The organism is Proteus mirabilis HI4320, from assembly GCF_000069965.1.
Classification (GTDB): Bacteria; Pseudomonadota; Gammaproteobacteria; order Enterobacterales; family Enterobacteriaceae; genus Proteus; species Proteus mirabilis.
This window is the reverse complement of sequence record NC_010554.1, coordinates 95,926-111,703: the sequence shown is the minus strand read 5'-3', so window position 1 is coordinate 111,703 and position 15,778 is coordinate 95,926. Positions and strand designations below refer to the sequence as shown.

Genomic DNA, 15,778 nt, shown 5'->3' with positions numbered 1-15,778 from the left:
GAAGAACGTTATTTTTTACGTACAGTTGGTGCAGCTTTATCCAACACGCCATTGACAAATTTATGGCTGTCATCAGCACCAAACACCTTAGCCAATTCAATCGCTTCGTTAATGGCTACTTTATAAGGAACATCTTCACGGAAGCTGAGTTCAAACATAGCTAAACGTAAAATCGCTTTTTCAACTTGGCCTAACTCTTCCAGTTGACGTGATAAATAAGGCTCCATCGCCTTATCTAAACGTGCTGCATTGATTGCAACACCCACTAAAAGCTCACGGAAATAAGCAATATCTACACCTTGGGTATCCTGCTCGGATAAAAACTCCAATTCCACATCCGCGATGTCATTTCCGGATAATTGCCATGAGTAGATAGCTTGTACAGCACACTCACGAGCACGACGACGAGCAGCAGGTTTCACAAAATTCCCCTTTAGTTAAAACAGATGATTAGCCTTTAATGGCTTTAAGTACATTGATCATTTCAAGTGCTGTCATTGCAGCTTCAGCACCTTTATTGCCCGCTTTAGTACCAGCTCGTTCAATTGCCTGCTCAATGCTTTCAGTGGTTAATACACCAAAAGTCACAGGGATCTCACTTTGCATTGCAACATGAGAAAGGCCAGAGCTGCATTCGCCAGCAACGTATTCAAAATGTGCGGTTCCACCACGGATAACAGTGCCTAACGCGATAACGGCATCATATTTGTCGCTTTCTACTAATGCTTTTACAGTTAATGGCAACTCATAAGCACCAGGAACCCAAACGACGGTAATATTTTCTGAGGAAACTTGTCCGATACGCTCAAGTGCATCAACGGCACCTTCTAACAAGCTATCATTAATAAAATTATTAAAACGGGCAATTGCAATCGCTACACGTGCGTTTGGCGCCGCGACAACACCTTTGATTACGTTCATAGGTTACCTTTTTCTCCTATCCGCGGGGCGCGGATTTTATCACATTCTTTCCTTTACTGCGCTCAGTTTTATGATAACACAGCAAAGGAGCCAAAAATCCTTGATAAATCAAGGTAGTTAGTTGGCTGATAACAATGTCGTAACGACAGGGAATAACACACACGGCGCTATTTTACTACAAATAGCGCCATAGACACACATATTTGCATCTATTAATAACGAGGTTTTAAACAAACGCGGATATCAGGGCCGATTTGTTGAAGAGAATCTATTGTAAATTCAGGAGCTTCAGATAATGACGACAGTGGTGAAATGGATAATAAACCTCGAGCATCATTGCCTAAAATTTTCGGAGCAATATAAATGATAAGCTCATCAACAAGACCAAGCTCTAATAGTGCGCCAGCAAAATGTGCGCCACTCTCAACCCATACACTATTAATATTGCGTTTACCTAACTGCATCATTAATAACACTAAATCGACACTACTATTTTTGCCATTAGTAGGAAGCAAAATTTCTGAGACATCACCTTGCCAAGCTTCTTGCTGAGAGTGAGTCCGAGCAAGCAAGCACTCACCTGCAAGTTGTGTAATTTTATAGTCGGGAGTTACCCTATTTTGGCTATCGGTAATAATGCGAATAGGCTGGCGCAATGACTCTAGTGGATAAATCGCTTTTATCTCATCGGATAATGCTTCCCAACGCACATTCATTGCAGGATCATCGGCTAAAACAGTGGCACTCGTTGTTAAAATAGCACTAGCTTGCGCGCGAAAGTTTTGCACATCTTGTCGCGAAGCGTTAGAGGTTATCCATTGACTTTCCCCTGATGCTAATGCCGTTTTACCGTCTAAAGAGGCGGCCAGTTTTAATTGGATATAAGGAAACCCTGTTCTCATACGTTTAAAAAAGCCGATATTCAATTTTTCAGCTTCTTGCATTAATACGCCATGAGAAACATCAATACCTGCAGCGACTAATTTATGTAAACCACGTCCTGCCACTTGAGGATTGGGATCTTGCATTGCAGCAACAACACGTTTTACCCCGGCGTTGATTAAAGCATCAGCACAAGGAGGCGTTTTACCAAAGTGGCTACATGGCTCAAGCGTAACATAGACAGTAGCACCTTTGGCATTTTCACCCGCCATATTTAATGCATTCACTTCGGCATGTGGACCACCTGCATGATGGTGATAACCTTCACCTATAATCTTCCCTTCTTTCACAATCACGCATCCCACATTTGGGTTAGGTGATGTTGTAAAACGTCCTAATGCAGCTAACTCTATCGCTCGACGCATATAGGTTTCATCATTAGCCGGCTCATTGCCCGTAAGATTGTTGCTGTTGTTAATTGTCATCATAGATTTATTATTTATCGTTATTTTCAAATAGTCGTGTGAAGGTGTGAAGCGAATGATTAATCTTGTAATTTTGCAATTTCTTCGCCAAAATCGCGCACATCTTCAAAACTGCGATAAACCGAAGCAAAACGGATATAAGCAACTTTATCCAGTTTCTTTAGTTGTTCCATAACAAAATTACCGATCTGTTTGGAAGGTATCTCTCTTTCGCCCGTTGCCCTTAATTGTGATTTGATATGATTAATAGCAGCTTCAACATCATCAGAACTCACAGGGCGTTTTTCTAATGCTTTGAGCATTCCTCTACGTAGCTTTTCTTCATCAAAAGGCTCACGGATTTCATCACTTTTCACAACACGAGGCATCACAAGCTCTGCGACTTCAAAGGTAGTAAAGCGCTCATGGCAAACAAGGCATTGACGACGACGGCGCACTTGTGAGCCATCACCAACAAGTCTCGAATCAATTACTTTGGTATCTACGGCTGTGCAAAATGGACAATGCATAGTTATTCCTACTGTTGACAAAACTCCTAAACAGTGTACCTGTTCAGTGAACAAAAAACACCCTGTCAGTCATTAACTGGCAGGGTGTTTGCGATGTTTATGTCAGAAAAACGCTCTATTAAGGTAAGAGTGTTGTCTGATCTGCACCCTCTTTTTCCACTTTTTGAACAATCAGGTGTTCGCGTTTCATGCCCATTTTCAGTGCTAATGCAGAAGCCACATAAATAGATGAAACAGTACCGAATGAAACACCGATTAACATCACTAAAGAGAAGCCTTTAAGCATTGAACCACCAAAGATATAGAGCATCAACACAACTAATAATGTTGTTGCTGATGTCATGATGGTACGGCTTAATGTCTGTGTTAATGAAACGTTCATGATCTCATAAGAGGTACCACGACGAATTTTACGGAAATTCTCACGAATACGATCTGATACCACGATACTATCGTTCAAGGAATAACCGATAACAGACATCAATGACGCCACAATGGTTAAATCAACTTCAATTTGGAAGAGTGATAAAATACCCAAAGTGATCACCACGTCATGGGCAAGTGAAATAACAGCCCCTAATGCTAGACGCCACTCAAAACGGAATCCAACATAGATCAGAATACAGATAAGTGCAGAAAGTAACGCCATTGCCCCTGTTTGAGCCAATTCACTCCCGACACTTGGCCCAACAAATTCAATACGTTTGACTGTTGCATCATTATCAATTTCAACATTGATAATATCGATGACTTTCTTACCTAATTCTTGACCAGCCTGTCCTTCAACAGGAGGCATACGCACCATAATATCGCGGCTGCTACCAAAGTTTTGTAACAGAGGATCTTTATAGCCGGCGGCTGCCAAGCTATCACGCATTTTATCTAGATCGGCCGGTTGACTGAGATTGATCTCAATAACCGTTCCTCCAGTAAAATCTAATCCCCAGTTAAATCCTTTCACGGAAATGATAGCAATAGATGCTACCAAAAGCAGAAACGAAATAGTAAAGGCGACGTTGTCCCAACGCATAAAGTCAATGACTTTACGACCATGGTTTAATTGTTCAACAGTATAATCCTGTGCCACAACGTGCTCCTTAAATAGACAGTTTCTTGATGCGTTTACCGCCATACAGCAGGTTTACAATCGCACGTGTACCCACAATAGCGGTAAACATGGATGTCGCAACCCCGATAGCAGTTGTGATAGCAAACCCTTTAATGGAGCCAGTACCGACTGCATAAAGGATCACGGCAGTAATTAACGTGGTTAAGTTCGCATCAATAATACTGGAGAAGGCACCTTTATAACCTTCATGGATAGCTTGTTGTACTGAGCGACCATTACGTAACTCTTCTTTAATACGCTCGTTGATCAGTACGTTAGCATCGACCGCAACCGCAAGGGTTAAGACAATACCCGCAATACCAGGCATGGTTAACGTTGCACCGGGTAATAATGACATGACCCCCACAATTAACACCAAGTTTGCTAATAGCGCCGTACTCGCGATCACACCAAATTTACGATAATAAATAATCATAAAGGCAACAGAGGCTATCAGACCCCATAAACAAGCTTCTAAACCTTGAGTTATGTTCTGAAGACCTAATGTTGGCCCAATGGTTCTCTCTTCAACGATTTGAATAGGTGCAATCAATGCTCCAGCACGTAATAACAGAGATAATTGACGTGCTTCATTCGCATTAGAGATACCAGTAATGCGGAAGTTATTACCTAAACGGGTTTGAATATTAGCCACGTTAATAACTTCTTCATTTTTTACCAAAATTGCGCGATCGTTTTCATCACGTTTACCGCTGTCTTTATACTCTACAAAAAGAGTAGCCATCGGTTTACCGACGTTATCTTTGGTAAAGTTAGACATAATAGAGCCACCAGCACTATCAAGTGAAATACTTACTTGAGGCTGGCCGTACTCATCGGCTTGTGACGTTGAATCGGTAATATGGTCACCCGTCAATACAACACGTTTATAAAGAATGGTTGGTCTACCATCTCGAGTGTATTTCACTTCTGAGTCACCCGGGATGCGTCCTGTTTCTAAGGCGGAAGGATCAACATTAGTATTCACTAAACGGAATTCTAATGTTGCTGTTGCACCTAGGATTTCTTTCGCACGAGCCGTATCTTGAATACCCGGTAATTCAACAACAATGCGGTCAGCACCTTGGCGTTGAACTAATGGCTCAGCAACCCCTAATTGGTTGACACGGTTACGTAGGATGGTGATATTTTGTTGTACCGCATAAGTACGCGCATCACGTAAACGCTCGTCGGTAAAAATAGCTTTTAACGAGTTATTATCCCCATTTCTAAAAATGAGATCTTGGTTACGACGCGCAAGATAATCTGATGCTTTAGAACGGTCATCAGCGTTGCGGAAACGGATTTCAACACCATAATTATCCGTTTTGCGGATAGAAGAATATGGAATGCCTTCGTCACGTAATAAAGTACGTAAACTATCAACATTTTGTTCTTGAAGTTTACCTAACGCGGTTTCCATATCAACTTCCATTAAGAAGTGAACACCACCACGTAAGTCTAACCCTAATTTCATCGGCTCACCGCCAATGGCTTCTAACCATTTTGGCGTAGCTGGTGCAAGGTTAAGTGCAACAACGAACTTGTCACCTAACGCAGGTAACAACGCTTCACGGGCACGTAACTGAATGTCAGGGTTACTGAAACGAGCCAAAATCGCACCATTTTCAAGGGCGATTGATTTCGCTTCAATTTTTTCTTTATCTAATAAAGATCGAACTTGATCCAGTGTTTGCTCATTGGCGGCGGTTCCCCGCGCGCCAGTGATTTGAACAGCCGGATCCTCACCATATAGGTTAGGAAGTGCGTAAAGCAGACCGATGAGGATAGCGAATATCAACATCAGATACTTCCACAAAGGATAACGGTTTAGCACGGCAGTTCCCTTTTCCCTTTGGGGAAATCAAATTAAATAGCTTTCATTGTGCCTTTTGGTAATACAGCGGCAACAAAGTCACGTTTGATAGTTACTTCAGTTGTTTCATTCAGAGCAACAACGATATAGCCGTTATCTGAAACTTTAACAACGCGGCCGATTAAACCACCAGTAGTTAACACTTCATCACCTTTACCGATAGATTCCATCAGTTTACGGTGTTCTTTAGTACGTTTTTGCTGAGGACGTAGGATCATAAAATAGAAAATTAAAATAAAGATCACTAACATCGGTAAAATAGACATAAAGCTTGCTTCAGGTGCTGCTTGTCCAGCAGAAGCAACAGCATCAGAAATGAAAAAACTCATTCACTTTTTCCTCATTGTTGTCGATATCGACGATACTCAAGTTATAAGCCCAATATCATACACAGAATTGGGCTTTCTCGTATACATTAATCGCACTTACTCGCACTGCTATTTAGCGGTGGAACTGGTTTACCAATACGTTCGTAGAACTCATGCACGAAATCTTCGAAACGTGACTCATCAATTGCTTGACGAATTTCAGCCATTAGACGCTGATAATAGCGTAAGTTATGGATGGTATTCAGCCTTGCACCTAAAATTTCGTTACAGCGATCAAGATGATGTAGGTAAGCGCGACTATAATTTTTACAGGTGTAGCAATCACAATGTTCATCCAGAGTTGATGTATCTGAACGATGTTTAGCATTACGAATTTTAATGACACCATTTGTTACAAACAGATGTCCATTACGTGCATTTCGTGTTGGCATCACACAGTCAAACATATCGATACCACGACGAACACCTTCAACTAAATCTTCAGGTTTACCTACACCCATTAAATAACGAGGTTTATCCGCAGGGATTTGTGGACAAACATGTTCTAAAATACGGTGCATATCTTCTTTAGGTTCACCAACAGCTAGGCCCCCAACAGCGTAACCGTCAAAGCCGATTTCCACTAGCCCTTTCACTGAGATATCACGTAAATCTTCGTAAACGCCGCCTTGAATAATACCGAATAATGCATTTTTGTTGTTTAATTCATCAAAGCGTTGACGACTACGTTTAGCCCAGCGTAATGACATCTCCATGGAATTTTTAGCATAATCCCAATCTGATGGATATGGCGTACACTCATCGAAGATCATCACAATATCTGATCCAAGATCGTACTGAATTTCCATTGATTTTTCTGGGCTTAAGAAAATCTTTTCACCATTAATTGGGTTACGGAAATGCACACCTTCTTCTTTAATTTTACGCATTGCGCCTAAACTAAAGACTTGGAAACCACCTGAATCGGTTAAAATTGGCCCTTTCCACTGCATAAAGTCATGCAAATCACCGTGTAATTTCATGATCTCTTGACCAGGACGTAACCATAAATGGAAAGTATTGCCTAAAAGGATTTGTGCACCTGTGGCTTCAACTTCTTCAGGTGTCATCCCTTTAACTGTACCGTATGTCCCTACAGGCATAAATGCAGGTGTTTCAACGACACCGCGTTCAAACTTAAGACGACCACGACGGGCATGACCATCTGTTTTATCTAATTCGTATTTCACTCATCCTCCAAGCATCAGAAAAACAGTCCAATGCATAATAAAAACAGCACATTCTAATCATTTGTTAGACGGCTGTATATGTTACATCAACAAAAGCTGTGCTTAGTCAAAGAGATCAAGCAGCAAAATTGACATAACCGGTCATAAAATGAAAAAAAACGTTAAAAAATAGAATAAAGCCCTACTCTTCACCCACTTTTTCATTGATAGCTAAAGGATTACGCGTAATAAACATCGCATCACCATAACTGAAAAAACGATACTTCTGTTCAACCGCTACGTTATAAGCATTCATGGTATTTTTATAACCAGCAAATGCAGAAACCAGCATAATTAAGGTTGATTCTGGCAAATGGAAGTTAGTTATCAAAGCATCAATAATTTGATATTGGTAACCTGGATAAATAAAAATTTGCGTATCATCAAAAAAAGGAGCAATTAATGCATCTTTGGCTGCTTTAGCCGCACTCTCTAAAGAGCGAACAGACGTTGTACCCACGGCAATCACCCGATTACCTCGTGCCTTACAAGCGAGCACGGCATCTACCACCTCTTGAGGGACTTCAGCATACTCGGAATGCATAGTGTGTTCTTCGATATTATCCACACGAACAGGCTGGAAAGTACCAGCACCAACATGCAAAGTGACAAAGGCCATCTCAACGCCTTTGTTACGTAACGCTTCTAATAACGGCTCATCAAAATGCAATCCGGCTGTGGGTGCAGCTACTGCACCGGGACGCTCATTATAGACCGTTTGATAAAGCTCTTTATCGGATCTTTCATCTGGACGATCAATATAAGGAGGAAGAGGCATATGACCGATACTATTTAAAATAGTCAGCACATCTCTTTCATCATCAAAACGGATTTCAAATAGTGTATCATGGCGTGCAATCATGGTTGCTTGTACACTTTCGTCTTCCCCTAAAATCAGTGATGCGCCCTCTTTGGGTGATTTTGATGCACGAACATGGGCTAACACACGATGTTCATCTAGCATACGCTCCACTAATACTTCTATCTTGCCACCGGAGGCTTTACGACCATAAATACGCGCGGGGATCACTCTAGTATTATTAAATACAAGTAAATCACCGGCATTGAGTTTATCTAATACATCCGTAAAGACACCGTGAGATAAATTGCCCGTTTTCCCCTCTAGGGATAATAATCGGCACCCACTACGTTGGGGGTGAGGATAGTGAGCAATTAAGGACTCAGGCAGGTCAAATCTAAAATCGGATACACGCATAATTAAACGACTACTTTCATAAAAAACAGGCGCACTAGTCTAGTGCTGCATGTTAATCAGTGCAACAAAGAAGCACTTTTTTATTTAAAAAGCGCTATGATAGTACAATGAACTATCTTGCTCACTTACACCTCGCCTTTAGAGCGAAAAGCTCCTTATTAGGCAATATGATGGCGGACTATGTAAAAGGTACGCCGAGTAACGATTACAGCCAAGCGGTAATTGACGGCATTCGCATGCATAGGCGTATTGATGTGCTGACTGATACTCATCCATTAGTTAAACAAGCTCGACAACTTTTTCCGAATGAATACCGCCGCGTTGCACCCATTACTTTGGATATATTTTGGGATCATTTTCTCTCACTACATTGGGATAAATTTGAACCTGACATACCGCTCTTGGAATTTGTTACTTATGTGCGCAATACCATTGAACCGGATTTATGGCGAACTCCGGAAAAATTTCAAGAGCTCAATGAATATTTATGGCCCCAAGCGTGGTTGACTCGTTATGCTGATAAAACTTATATAGCACAGACGTTAAAAGGCATGGCAAAAAGAAGACCGCGTTTAAGTGCGCTTGCAGGCTCTTATATTGCACTAGAAACGCATTATAAAGAGTTAAGTGAGATTTTTTGGCAATTTTATCCACAATTGTTAGAAAGAGCACAACATCATCAGCTGGATGACTGATACATTAAGGCTCTTTTTATTCATCTGTTTGTCATGGTTAAGCATTACATTGAATCGAGCAAACAGAGACTACGTCAATTTATCTTTTTATTGGTAACGATCCGTTAACAAGCGTAGTATTCATTTATAAAGTTGATTAGAATAGATAGTTATACAAGGAGTCATAAATAAGTCATTTTTGTTGTATAAAGTTCATCGTTATAACCTATCAAATAGATTGTTCTGTATGATTTTATCAATAACGATTGATTATTTATGCTGTATACATCATTTAAAAACAGGGCATCACCCTAAATTTAAAAACAGGGTATCCCCTAAATTTACTCTAAATAGTTCGAGTGAACGCAGTCAACAACGCGACAACTTGAAATATGACGAGTATAAACTCTTTCAATTTACAGGAGTACATTATGGTTCTGGTTACTCGCAAAGCCCCAGATTTCACAGCAGCTGCTGTTTTAGGTAACGGTGAAATTGTTAATGATTTTAACCTGCATTCATTTATCAAAGGCAAACCTGCGGTTATTTTCTTCTGGCCAATGGACTTCACTTTTGTTTGCCCTTCAGAACTGATTGCATTTGATCACCGTTTTGAAGAGTTCCAAAAACGTGGTGTTGAAATCATCGGCGTTTCTATGGACTCAGAATTCGTACATAACGCATGGCGTAAAACAGCTATCGATGATGGCGGTATTGGTGAAGTAAGATACCCAATGGTTGCTGATATCAAACACGATATCATTAAAGCATACGGTATCGAACATCCAGAAGCGGGTGTTGCACTACGTGGTTCATTCCTAATCGACAAAGAAGGTGTCGTTCGTCACCAAGTGGTAAACGACCTGCCATTAGGCCGTAATATTGACGAAATGATCCGTATGGTTGATGCACTACAATTCCACGAAGAGCACGGTGATGTTTGCCCTGCACAATGGGAAAAAGGCCAAGAAGGTATGGGCGCATCTCCAGACGGTGTTGCTAAATATCTGAAAGCGAACTCAGGCAAACTGTAATATTCCAGTAAGCTAAACAAATATTTGCTAAAAGCCTGTGAAAACAGGCTTTTTTATTAATACTCCATCTATTCTTTTGCCTTTCAACTCAATTTATTAAGATTACTATTTGTACATAACATTATTATTTATTCGCTTAAAGATGATTTTGTGATCATCTCTTCAAAAAAAATTCTCGTCATTAATAACTTCTCTCTATACTTATTGTTACGTAATTGTTAACCACATTAATACTAGCGTATACACACCTACTTTCACTTATCTCTATTGAAACTAACCCACTGTTATTAATGGATATAATCATGATTACTATAAAAAAAACGCACCTGCTGTTACTTACCACACTTTTTTCACCTGCACTCTATGCCGCCTATGAGCCAGCGGTTGAAGCACAACAAGGTATGGTGGTCTCTTCACAACATTTAGCCTCACAAGTAGGGAAAGATATTTTACAAAAAGGAGGGAATGCCATTGATGCAGCTGTTGCTGTTGGCTATGCACAAGCTGTGGTAAATGCTTGTTGTGGAAATATTGGCGGTGGTGGCTTTATGACCATACACCTTGCTGATGGCACCAATACCTTTATTAATTTTCGAGAAACGGCGCCTACGGCAGCGTCTAAAAATATGTATTTAGATAAAGACGGTAACTTGATTAAAGAGGCAAGCCTATACGGCTATCTTGCCTCAGGGGTGCCGGGTACAGTGAAAGGACTTGATGCAGCATTAGAAAAATATGGCACTCTTTCACGCCAAGAAGTGATGGCTCCCGCTATTAAACTAGCCAGAGAAGGCTATATTTTAACCCGTGCTGATACTGACGTATTAGACACCACCACAGAGCGATTTAAACAAGATCCTGAATCAGCAAAAATTTTCTTAAAGCCTGATGGAACACCATGGCAGCCTGGCGATCGCCTCATTCAAACAGACTTAGCCAATACACTTGAACTTATCGCCAACCAAGGTGCTGATGCTTTCTATCAAGGGGAAATCCCTAAAAAAGTAGAACAAGCTTCAAAACAGCATAATGGGTTATTAACCAAAGAAGATTTTGCGAACTTCACTATTACCGAAACACCTCCCATTACCTGTACTTATCGAGGTTATGAATTTATCTCTGCTCCTCCTCCCAGTTCAGGGGGCGTCACTATTTGCCAAACACTGAATATTTTAGAAGGCTACGATCTGAAATCGATGGGTTTTAACTCTGCCGAATATGTTCACACGCTCACAGAAGCTATGCGTCATGCTTATATGGATAGAAACACCTTTCTTGGCGATCCGCAATTTATAAACAATCCAACAGAAAAGTTATTAAGTAAAGCCTACGCCGCAGAGCTTCGCCAACAAATTACACCGAATAAAGCCACCCCATCAGAAAAAGTACAACCCGGTATTGCACCTCATGAAAGCCCTGAAACCACACATTATTCGGTGATTGATAAAGATGGTAATGCCGTTTCAACCACTTACACCATCAATGGTCGTTTTGGTGCTGTCGTTATCGCCCCGGGGACTGGCTTTTTCCTCAATAATGAGATGGATGATTTTACAACTAAAGTTGGCGAGAAAAATCTTTATGGCTTAGTACAAGGTGAACGAAATAGTATTGCCCCATTAAAACGTCCACTATCCTCAATGAGTCCAACCATTGTGACTAAAGATGGCAAACCCTTTCTTGTATTAGGCTCACCGGGAGGCTCTCGTATTATCTCAATCACCTTACAAACGGCACTTAATATTATTGAGTTTGGTATGTCCCCCCAAGAAGCCGTCAATAGCCCTCGAATTCATCATCAATGGCTACCTGATGAGGTTTATTATGAACAACGAGGATTATCAAAAGATACCTTAGAAAAACTTTCTGCCATGGGATATAAAATGGTCGAACAAACGCCATGGGGCGCGGCTGAATTGATTATGGTCGGCCTTCCAGGAGAACAAGGAGTGATCCCTGCTTCGTCAGGTAATGATTCTGCTGTTTCAGGGGCGATACGCGAAGGTTATCTTTATGGTTCAAATGATGTTCGACGTCCAGCAGGTAAAGCCGTGGGCTACTAACCATAAAGTCATATAATACCATTGGCAAAAGAAACCTTCTCTTTATTAGACAAGGTTTCTTTTTTTATAAAAATGATCTCGTCACTGTTTTACAATTTATTAATATCTTTTTTTATTAATAATAATCAAGATTCATTTTTCATTAAATAAATAATTAATATTAAATATCAATTTACCATTAAAATAATAATTTCAAACGTAATATAAGAACAAATGTCTTTATATTCTATTTAAATAATAGAATATATATAAACAATATTAATTATCCTTCGTAATTACAGATAAGAACAATAATCACTTAATTTAATTTTTTAACTAACGATAATTAATTTTATTTCTATGATTGCAGTCACAGAATAAATTTTTCAATAACCACAATATCATAATGGTTAATGAAAAATACGTAAAAACCGAATGTAACATATTGTAAATACAAATATTTAACAATTCACCACAAGCTATTTTCAGTAATAAAAAGTGTTGATAACTATTATATCTATTCTAAACCAATCGTTATTATATTTTATATACAACGAAAAACAAGTAGAGAAAAGAACACATTTATCATCACAAATTATTTCTTATTTAAATTAGTTAAGCGGAGATAAATATTAATGTCTGATACACATCATCGTCCTATATTAGATATTGGACTATCAAGACTAGAGTTTCTGCGAATATCCGGTAAAGGGCTGGCAGGGATCACCATAGCACCCGCACTACTTTCTCTTTTAGGTTGTAAGCAAGAAGAAATAGACAGTGGCGTTATTCAACTGACAACCACACCTAAAGGTGTATTAGTGACTAATCGTGCCCGTTGCACTGGCTGTCATCGTTGTGAAACAGCATGTACAACATGGAATGATGGTAGCGTTGGATCTTTCTTCTCCCGTACTAAAATCCATCGTCATTTCTATTTTGGTGATAAAGGCATTGGCTCTGGAGGGGGCTTATATGGCGACTTAAACTTTACCACTGATACTTGTCGCCAATGCAAAACACCCGAGTGTATGAACGTCTGCCCAGTAAAAGCTATCCGTTATCAAGAAGAGTTTGGCTGTATTGTCGTTGATACTCGTCGTTGTATCGGCTGTGCCGCTTGTACAACAGCTTGCCCGTGGATGATGGCAACCGTCAATCCACAAACGAAAAAATCCGGTAAATGTAATTTATGTGGTGAATGCGCTTCAGCATGCCCAACAGGGGCATTGCACATTATTGAATGGAAAGAAATTACCGTTTGATTTTTCTTAGCAATCACCTCATTGACCCCTCTTTAGATTAGGAAGCAATATTATGATTAACGGCTGGACTGGCAATATACTAAGAATTAATTTAACTACCGGTGCCATCTCTCGCGAAAGCTCAAGCCAATACAAATCCTTAATTGGTGGTATGGGCTTTGGCTACAAAATTATGTATGAAGAAGTTGCACCCGGTGTAAAACCTTTTGATGAAGAAAACAAAGTGGTATTTGCGGTAGGCCCGCTAACAGGATCAGGCGCACCCTGTAGCTCTCGCGTCAATATCACCTCTCTTTCAACCTTTACTCGCGGTAATTTAGTGGTTGATGCCCATATGGGAGGCTTTTTTGCCGCATGGATGAAATTTGCCGGCTATGATGCGTTGATCATTGAAGGTCAGGCAGATAACCCCGTGTGGATCCATATTGATGATGACCAAGTTTCCATTGAAGATGCCTCTTTTTTATGGGGAAAAGGAACTCGTCAAACAACAGAAGAACTTTGTGCTCAAACAAGCCCTGAAGCGTGTGTTGCTGCTATTGGCCCTGCAGGTGAAAACCTTGTCCCTCTTTCAGGACTTATCAATAGTCGTAACCACAGTGGTGGTGCTGGAATTGGTGCCGTACTTGGTGCTAAAAAATTAAAAGCGATTGTGGTTGAAGGAAGCCGTGGCGTTAATGTTGCCGATCGTAAAGCGTTAAAAGAGCTTAACGACTATATGATGACACAACTCATTGGCGCAAATAATAATCACGTTGTACCAAGTACCCCGCAATCTTGGGCAGAGTATTCACATCCGGGTTCACGCTGGACTGCACGTAAAGGGCTTTATTGGGGAGCGGCTGAAGGTGGCCCCATTGAAACAGGGGAGATCCCACCGGGCAATGCCAATACTGTCGGCTTTAGAACCATGAAATCAACCTTCGATCTTGGCCCAGAAGCAGAACAATACACGGTAAAAATGGGGGGATGCCACTCATGCCCTATTCGCTGTATGTCACAACTTAATGTCCCGCAAGCAAAAAAATTTGGCGTACCTCAAACAGGCGGAAACACTTGTGTCGCCAACTTTGTTCATACCACCATTTTCCCTAATGGCCCGAAAGATATTGAGAAAAAAGGCGATGCCAATGTTGTTGGTAATCTTGTCGGCCTCAATATTTTTGATGATATGGGCTTATGGTGCAACTACGGTCAGCTTCATCGTGACTTTACTTATTGCTATACCCACGGCGTTTTTAAACGCGTTCTTTCTGAAGAAGAGTATAACGATATTCCTTGGGATAAACTTGAAGAAGGTGATCCCGCATTTATCAAAGATTTCTATTACCGCTTAGCCCATCGTAAAGGTGAATTTAGTCACCTTGCTGATGGCTCTTATTTAATTGCACAACGCTGGAATTTAGGTGAGGAATATTGGGGTAATAAGAAAAATAAACTTTGGTCACCGATGGGTTTCCCTATTCACCATGCAAATGAAGCTTCTGCTCAAGTAGGCTCCATCGTCAACTGTATGTTTAACCGCGATGCGATGACACATACTCATATCAACTATATCGGTAGTGGTTTACCGCTAAAATTACAAAAAGAGATTGCAGGTGAACTATTTGGCTCTGGTGATGCTTTTGATGAAACCAAAAACTACACGCCGATTAATAAAGCAAAAATCGCCTATACCAAATGGACCATTTTGCGTAGTTGCCTACATGATGCCGTGACATTATGTAACTGGGTATGGCCAATGACCGTATCACCTCATAAAAGCCGCAACTATCGTGGCGATTTAGATATGGAAGCAAAATTTTTCACTGCCATTACCGGTGAACCAACCACTTCTCAAGATCTTGATTTAGCCTCAGAACGCATCTTCACTTTACATCGTGCTTACACGGTTAAGTTAATGAACACAATGGATATGCGTAATGAGCATGACCAAATCTGTTCATGGGTATTTGATAAAGATCCTGATATTCCTGTCTTTACGGAAGGGACAGACAAAATGGATAGAGAAGATATGCAACTCTCTCTCACCCTATTTTATGAAGAAATGGGCTGGGATCCACAATTAGGCTGTCCAACAAAAGCAACTTTAGTACGCCTTGGATTACAAGATGTTGCTGACGATTTAGCATCACGTGGCTTATTACCCAATTAATAGGTAAAGGAGAT

General features: G+C 40.5%; 14 protein-coding genes. 5 read left to right on the top strand and 9 right to left on the bottom strand.

Annotation, left to right across the window (positions count from 1 at the left end; all coding sequences use genetic code 11):
• Positions 1–8: 8 nt before the first annotated feature.
• The 9 genes from nusB to queA form a co-directional block, all read right to left on the bottom strand.
• A complete protein-coding gene (gene nusB / locus PMI_RS00400; RefSeq protein ID WP_004245136.1) occupies positions 9–422 on the bottom strand; it encodes a transcription antitermination factor NusB in 414 nt (137 codons plus the stop codon).
• A gap of 28 nt (positions 423–450) precedes the next feature.
• Complete coding sequence (gene ribH, locus PMI_RS00395) at positions 451–921, bottom strand: 6,7-dimethyl-8-ribityllumazine synthase (protein ID WP_012367468.1); 471 nt, start codon at positions 919–921, stop codon at positions 451–453.
• A gap of 212 nt (positions 922–1,133) precedes the next feature.
• Positions 1,134–2,291, bottom strand: coding sequence for a bifunctional diaminohydroxyphosphoribosylaminopyrimidine deaminase/5-amino-6-(5-phosphoribosylamino)uracil reductase RibD (gene ribD, locus PMI_RS00390; protein WP_012367467.1), 1,158 nt, complete (start codon positions 2,289–2,291; stop codon positions 1,134–1,136).
• Between the two features lie 56 nt (positions 2,292–2,347).
• The gene (gene nrdR, locus PMI_RS00385) at positions 2,348–2,797 is read right to left on the bottom strand and encodes a transcriptional regulator NrdR (RefSeq protein WP_004245139.1); all 450 of its coding nucleotides are present in this window, start codon (positions 2,795–2,797) and stop codon (positions 2,348–2,350) included.
• A 118-nt stretch (positions 2,798–2,915) separates the two neighbouring features.
• Complete coding sequence (gene secF, locus PMI_RS00380; protein ID WP_004247209.1) at positions 2,916–3,884, bottom strand: protein translocase subunit SecF; 969 nt, start codon at positions 3,882–3,884, stop codon at positions 2,916–2,918.
• Positions 3,885–3,894: 10 nt separating this feature from the next.
• The gene (gene secD, locus PMI_RS00375) at positions 3,895–5,742 is read right to left on the bottom strand and encodes a protein translocase subunit SecD (RefSeq protein ID WP_012367466.1); all 1,848 of its coding nucleotides are present in this window, start codon (positions 5,740–5,742) and stop codon (positions 3,895–3,897) included.
• A 32-nt stretch (positions 5,743–5,774) separates the two neighbouring features.
• Positions 5,775–6,110 carry a preprotein translocase subunit YajC gene (yajC, locus tag PMI_RS00370; RefSeq protein ID WP_004245142.1) on the bottom strand — a complete coding sequence of 112 codons (336 nt, stop codon included), beginning with the start codon at positions 6,108–6,110 and terminating at the stop codon, positions 5,775–5,777.
• Between the two features lie 86 nt (positions 6,111–6,196).
• Positions 6,197–7,339 (bottom strand): tRNA guanosine(34) transglycosylase Tgt, encoded by a 1,143-nt coding sequence (gene tgt, locus PMI_RS00365; RefSeq protein ID WP_004245143.1) that lies wholly within the window; start codon positions 7,337–7,339, stop codon positions 6,197–6,199.
• Positions 7,340–7,520: 181 nt separating this feature from the next.
• Entirely contained in the window at positions 7,521–8,594 is a 1,074-nt protein-coding gene (gene queA, locus PMI_RS00360) for a tRNA preQ1(34) S-adenosylmethionine ribosyltransferase-isomerase QueA (RefSeq protein WP_012367465.1), read from the bottom strand.
• Positions 8,595–8,701: 107 nt separating this feature from the next.
• Here queA and PMI_RS00355 point away from each other — a divergent pair, with 107 nt between their 5' ends.
• The 5 genes from PMI_RS00355 (at position 8,702) to PMI_RS00335 (ending at position 15,764) form a co-directional block, all read left to right on the top strand.
• Positions 8,702–9,289, top strand: a complete 588-nt coding sequence (locus PMI_RS00355; RefSeq protein WP_004245145.1) for an acyl carrier protein phosphodiesterase — start codon at positions 8,702–8,704, stop codon at positions 9,287–9,289.
• Between the two features lie 410 nt (positions 9,290–9,699).
• Positions 9,700–10,302 (top strand): peroxiredoxin C, encoded by a 603-nt coding sequence (locus PMI_RS00350; protein WP_004247207.1) that lies wholly within the window; start codon positions 9,700–9,702, stop codon positions 10,300–10,302.
• Between the two features lie 302 nt (positions 10,303–10,604).
• On the top strand, positions 10,605–12,365 hold the full coding sequence (gene ggt / locus PMI_RS00345; RefSeq protein WP_036894229.1) for a gamma-glutamyltransferase: 1,761 nt from the start codon (positions 10,605–10,607) through the stop codon (positions 12,363–12,365).
• 614 nt (positions 12,366–12,979) lie between these two features.
• Entirely contained in the window at positions 12,980–13,609 is a 630-nt protein-coding gene (locus tag PMI_RS00340) for a ferredoxin-like protein (RefSeq protein WP_004245149.1), read from the top strand.
• A 52-nt stretch (positions 13,610–13,661) separates the two neighbouring features.
• Positions 13,662–15,764, top strand: a complete 2,103-nt coding sequence (locus tag PMI_RS00335) for an aldehyde ferredoxin oxidoreductase (protein ID WP_004245150.1) — start codon at positions 13,662–13,664, stop codon at positions 15,762–15,764.
• Positions 15,765–15,778: the final 14 nt, after the last annotated feature.

Coding starts and splice junctions, on each gene's coding strand:
- ribH (WP_012367468.1), bottom strand. CDS start 921: ATGAACGTAATCAAAGGTGTTGTCGCGGCGCCAAACGCACGTGTAGCG.
- ribD (WP_012367467.1), bottom strand. CDS start 2,291: ATGATGACAATTAACAACAGCAACAATCTTACGGGCAATGAGCCGGCT.
- nrdR (WP_004245139.1), bottom strand. CDS start 2,797: ATGCATTGTCCATTTTGCACAGCCGTAGATACCAAAGTAATTGATTCG.
- yajC (WP_004245142.1), bottom strand. CDS start 6,110: ATGAGTTTTTTCATTTCTGATGCTGTTGCTTCTGCTGGACAAGCAGCA.
- queA (WP_012367465.1), bottom strand. CDS start 8,594: ATGCGTGTATCCGATTTTAGATTTGACCTGCCTGAGTCCTTAATTGCT.
- PMI_RS00355 (WP_004245145.1), top strand. CDS start 8,702: ATGAACTATCTTGCTCACTTACACCTCGCCTTTAGAGCGAAAAGCTCC.
- PMI_RS00350 (WP_004247207.1), top strand. CDS start 9,700: ATGGTTCTGGTTACTCGCAAAGCCCCAGATTTCACAGCAGCTGCTGTT.
- ggt (WP_036894229.1), top strand. CDS start 10,605: ATGATTACTATAAAAAAAACGCACCTGCTGTTACTTACCACACTTTTT.
- PMI_RS00340 (WP_004245149.1), top strand. CDS start 12,980: ATGTCTGATACACATCATCGTCCTATATTAGATATTGGACTATCAAGA.
- PMI_RS00335 (WP_004245150.1), top strand. CDS start 13,662: ATGATTAACGGCTGGACTGGCAATATACTAAGAATTAATTTAACTACC.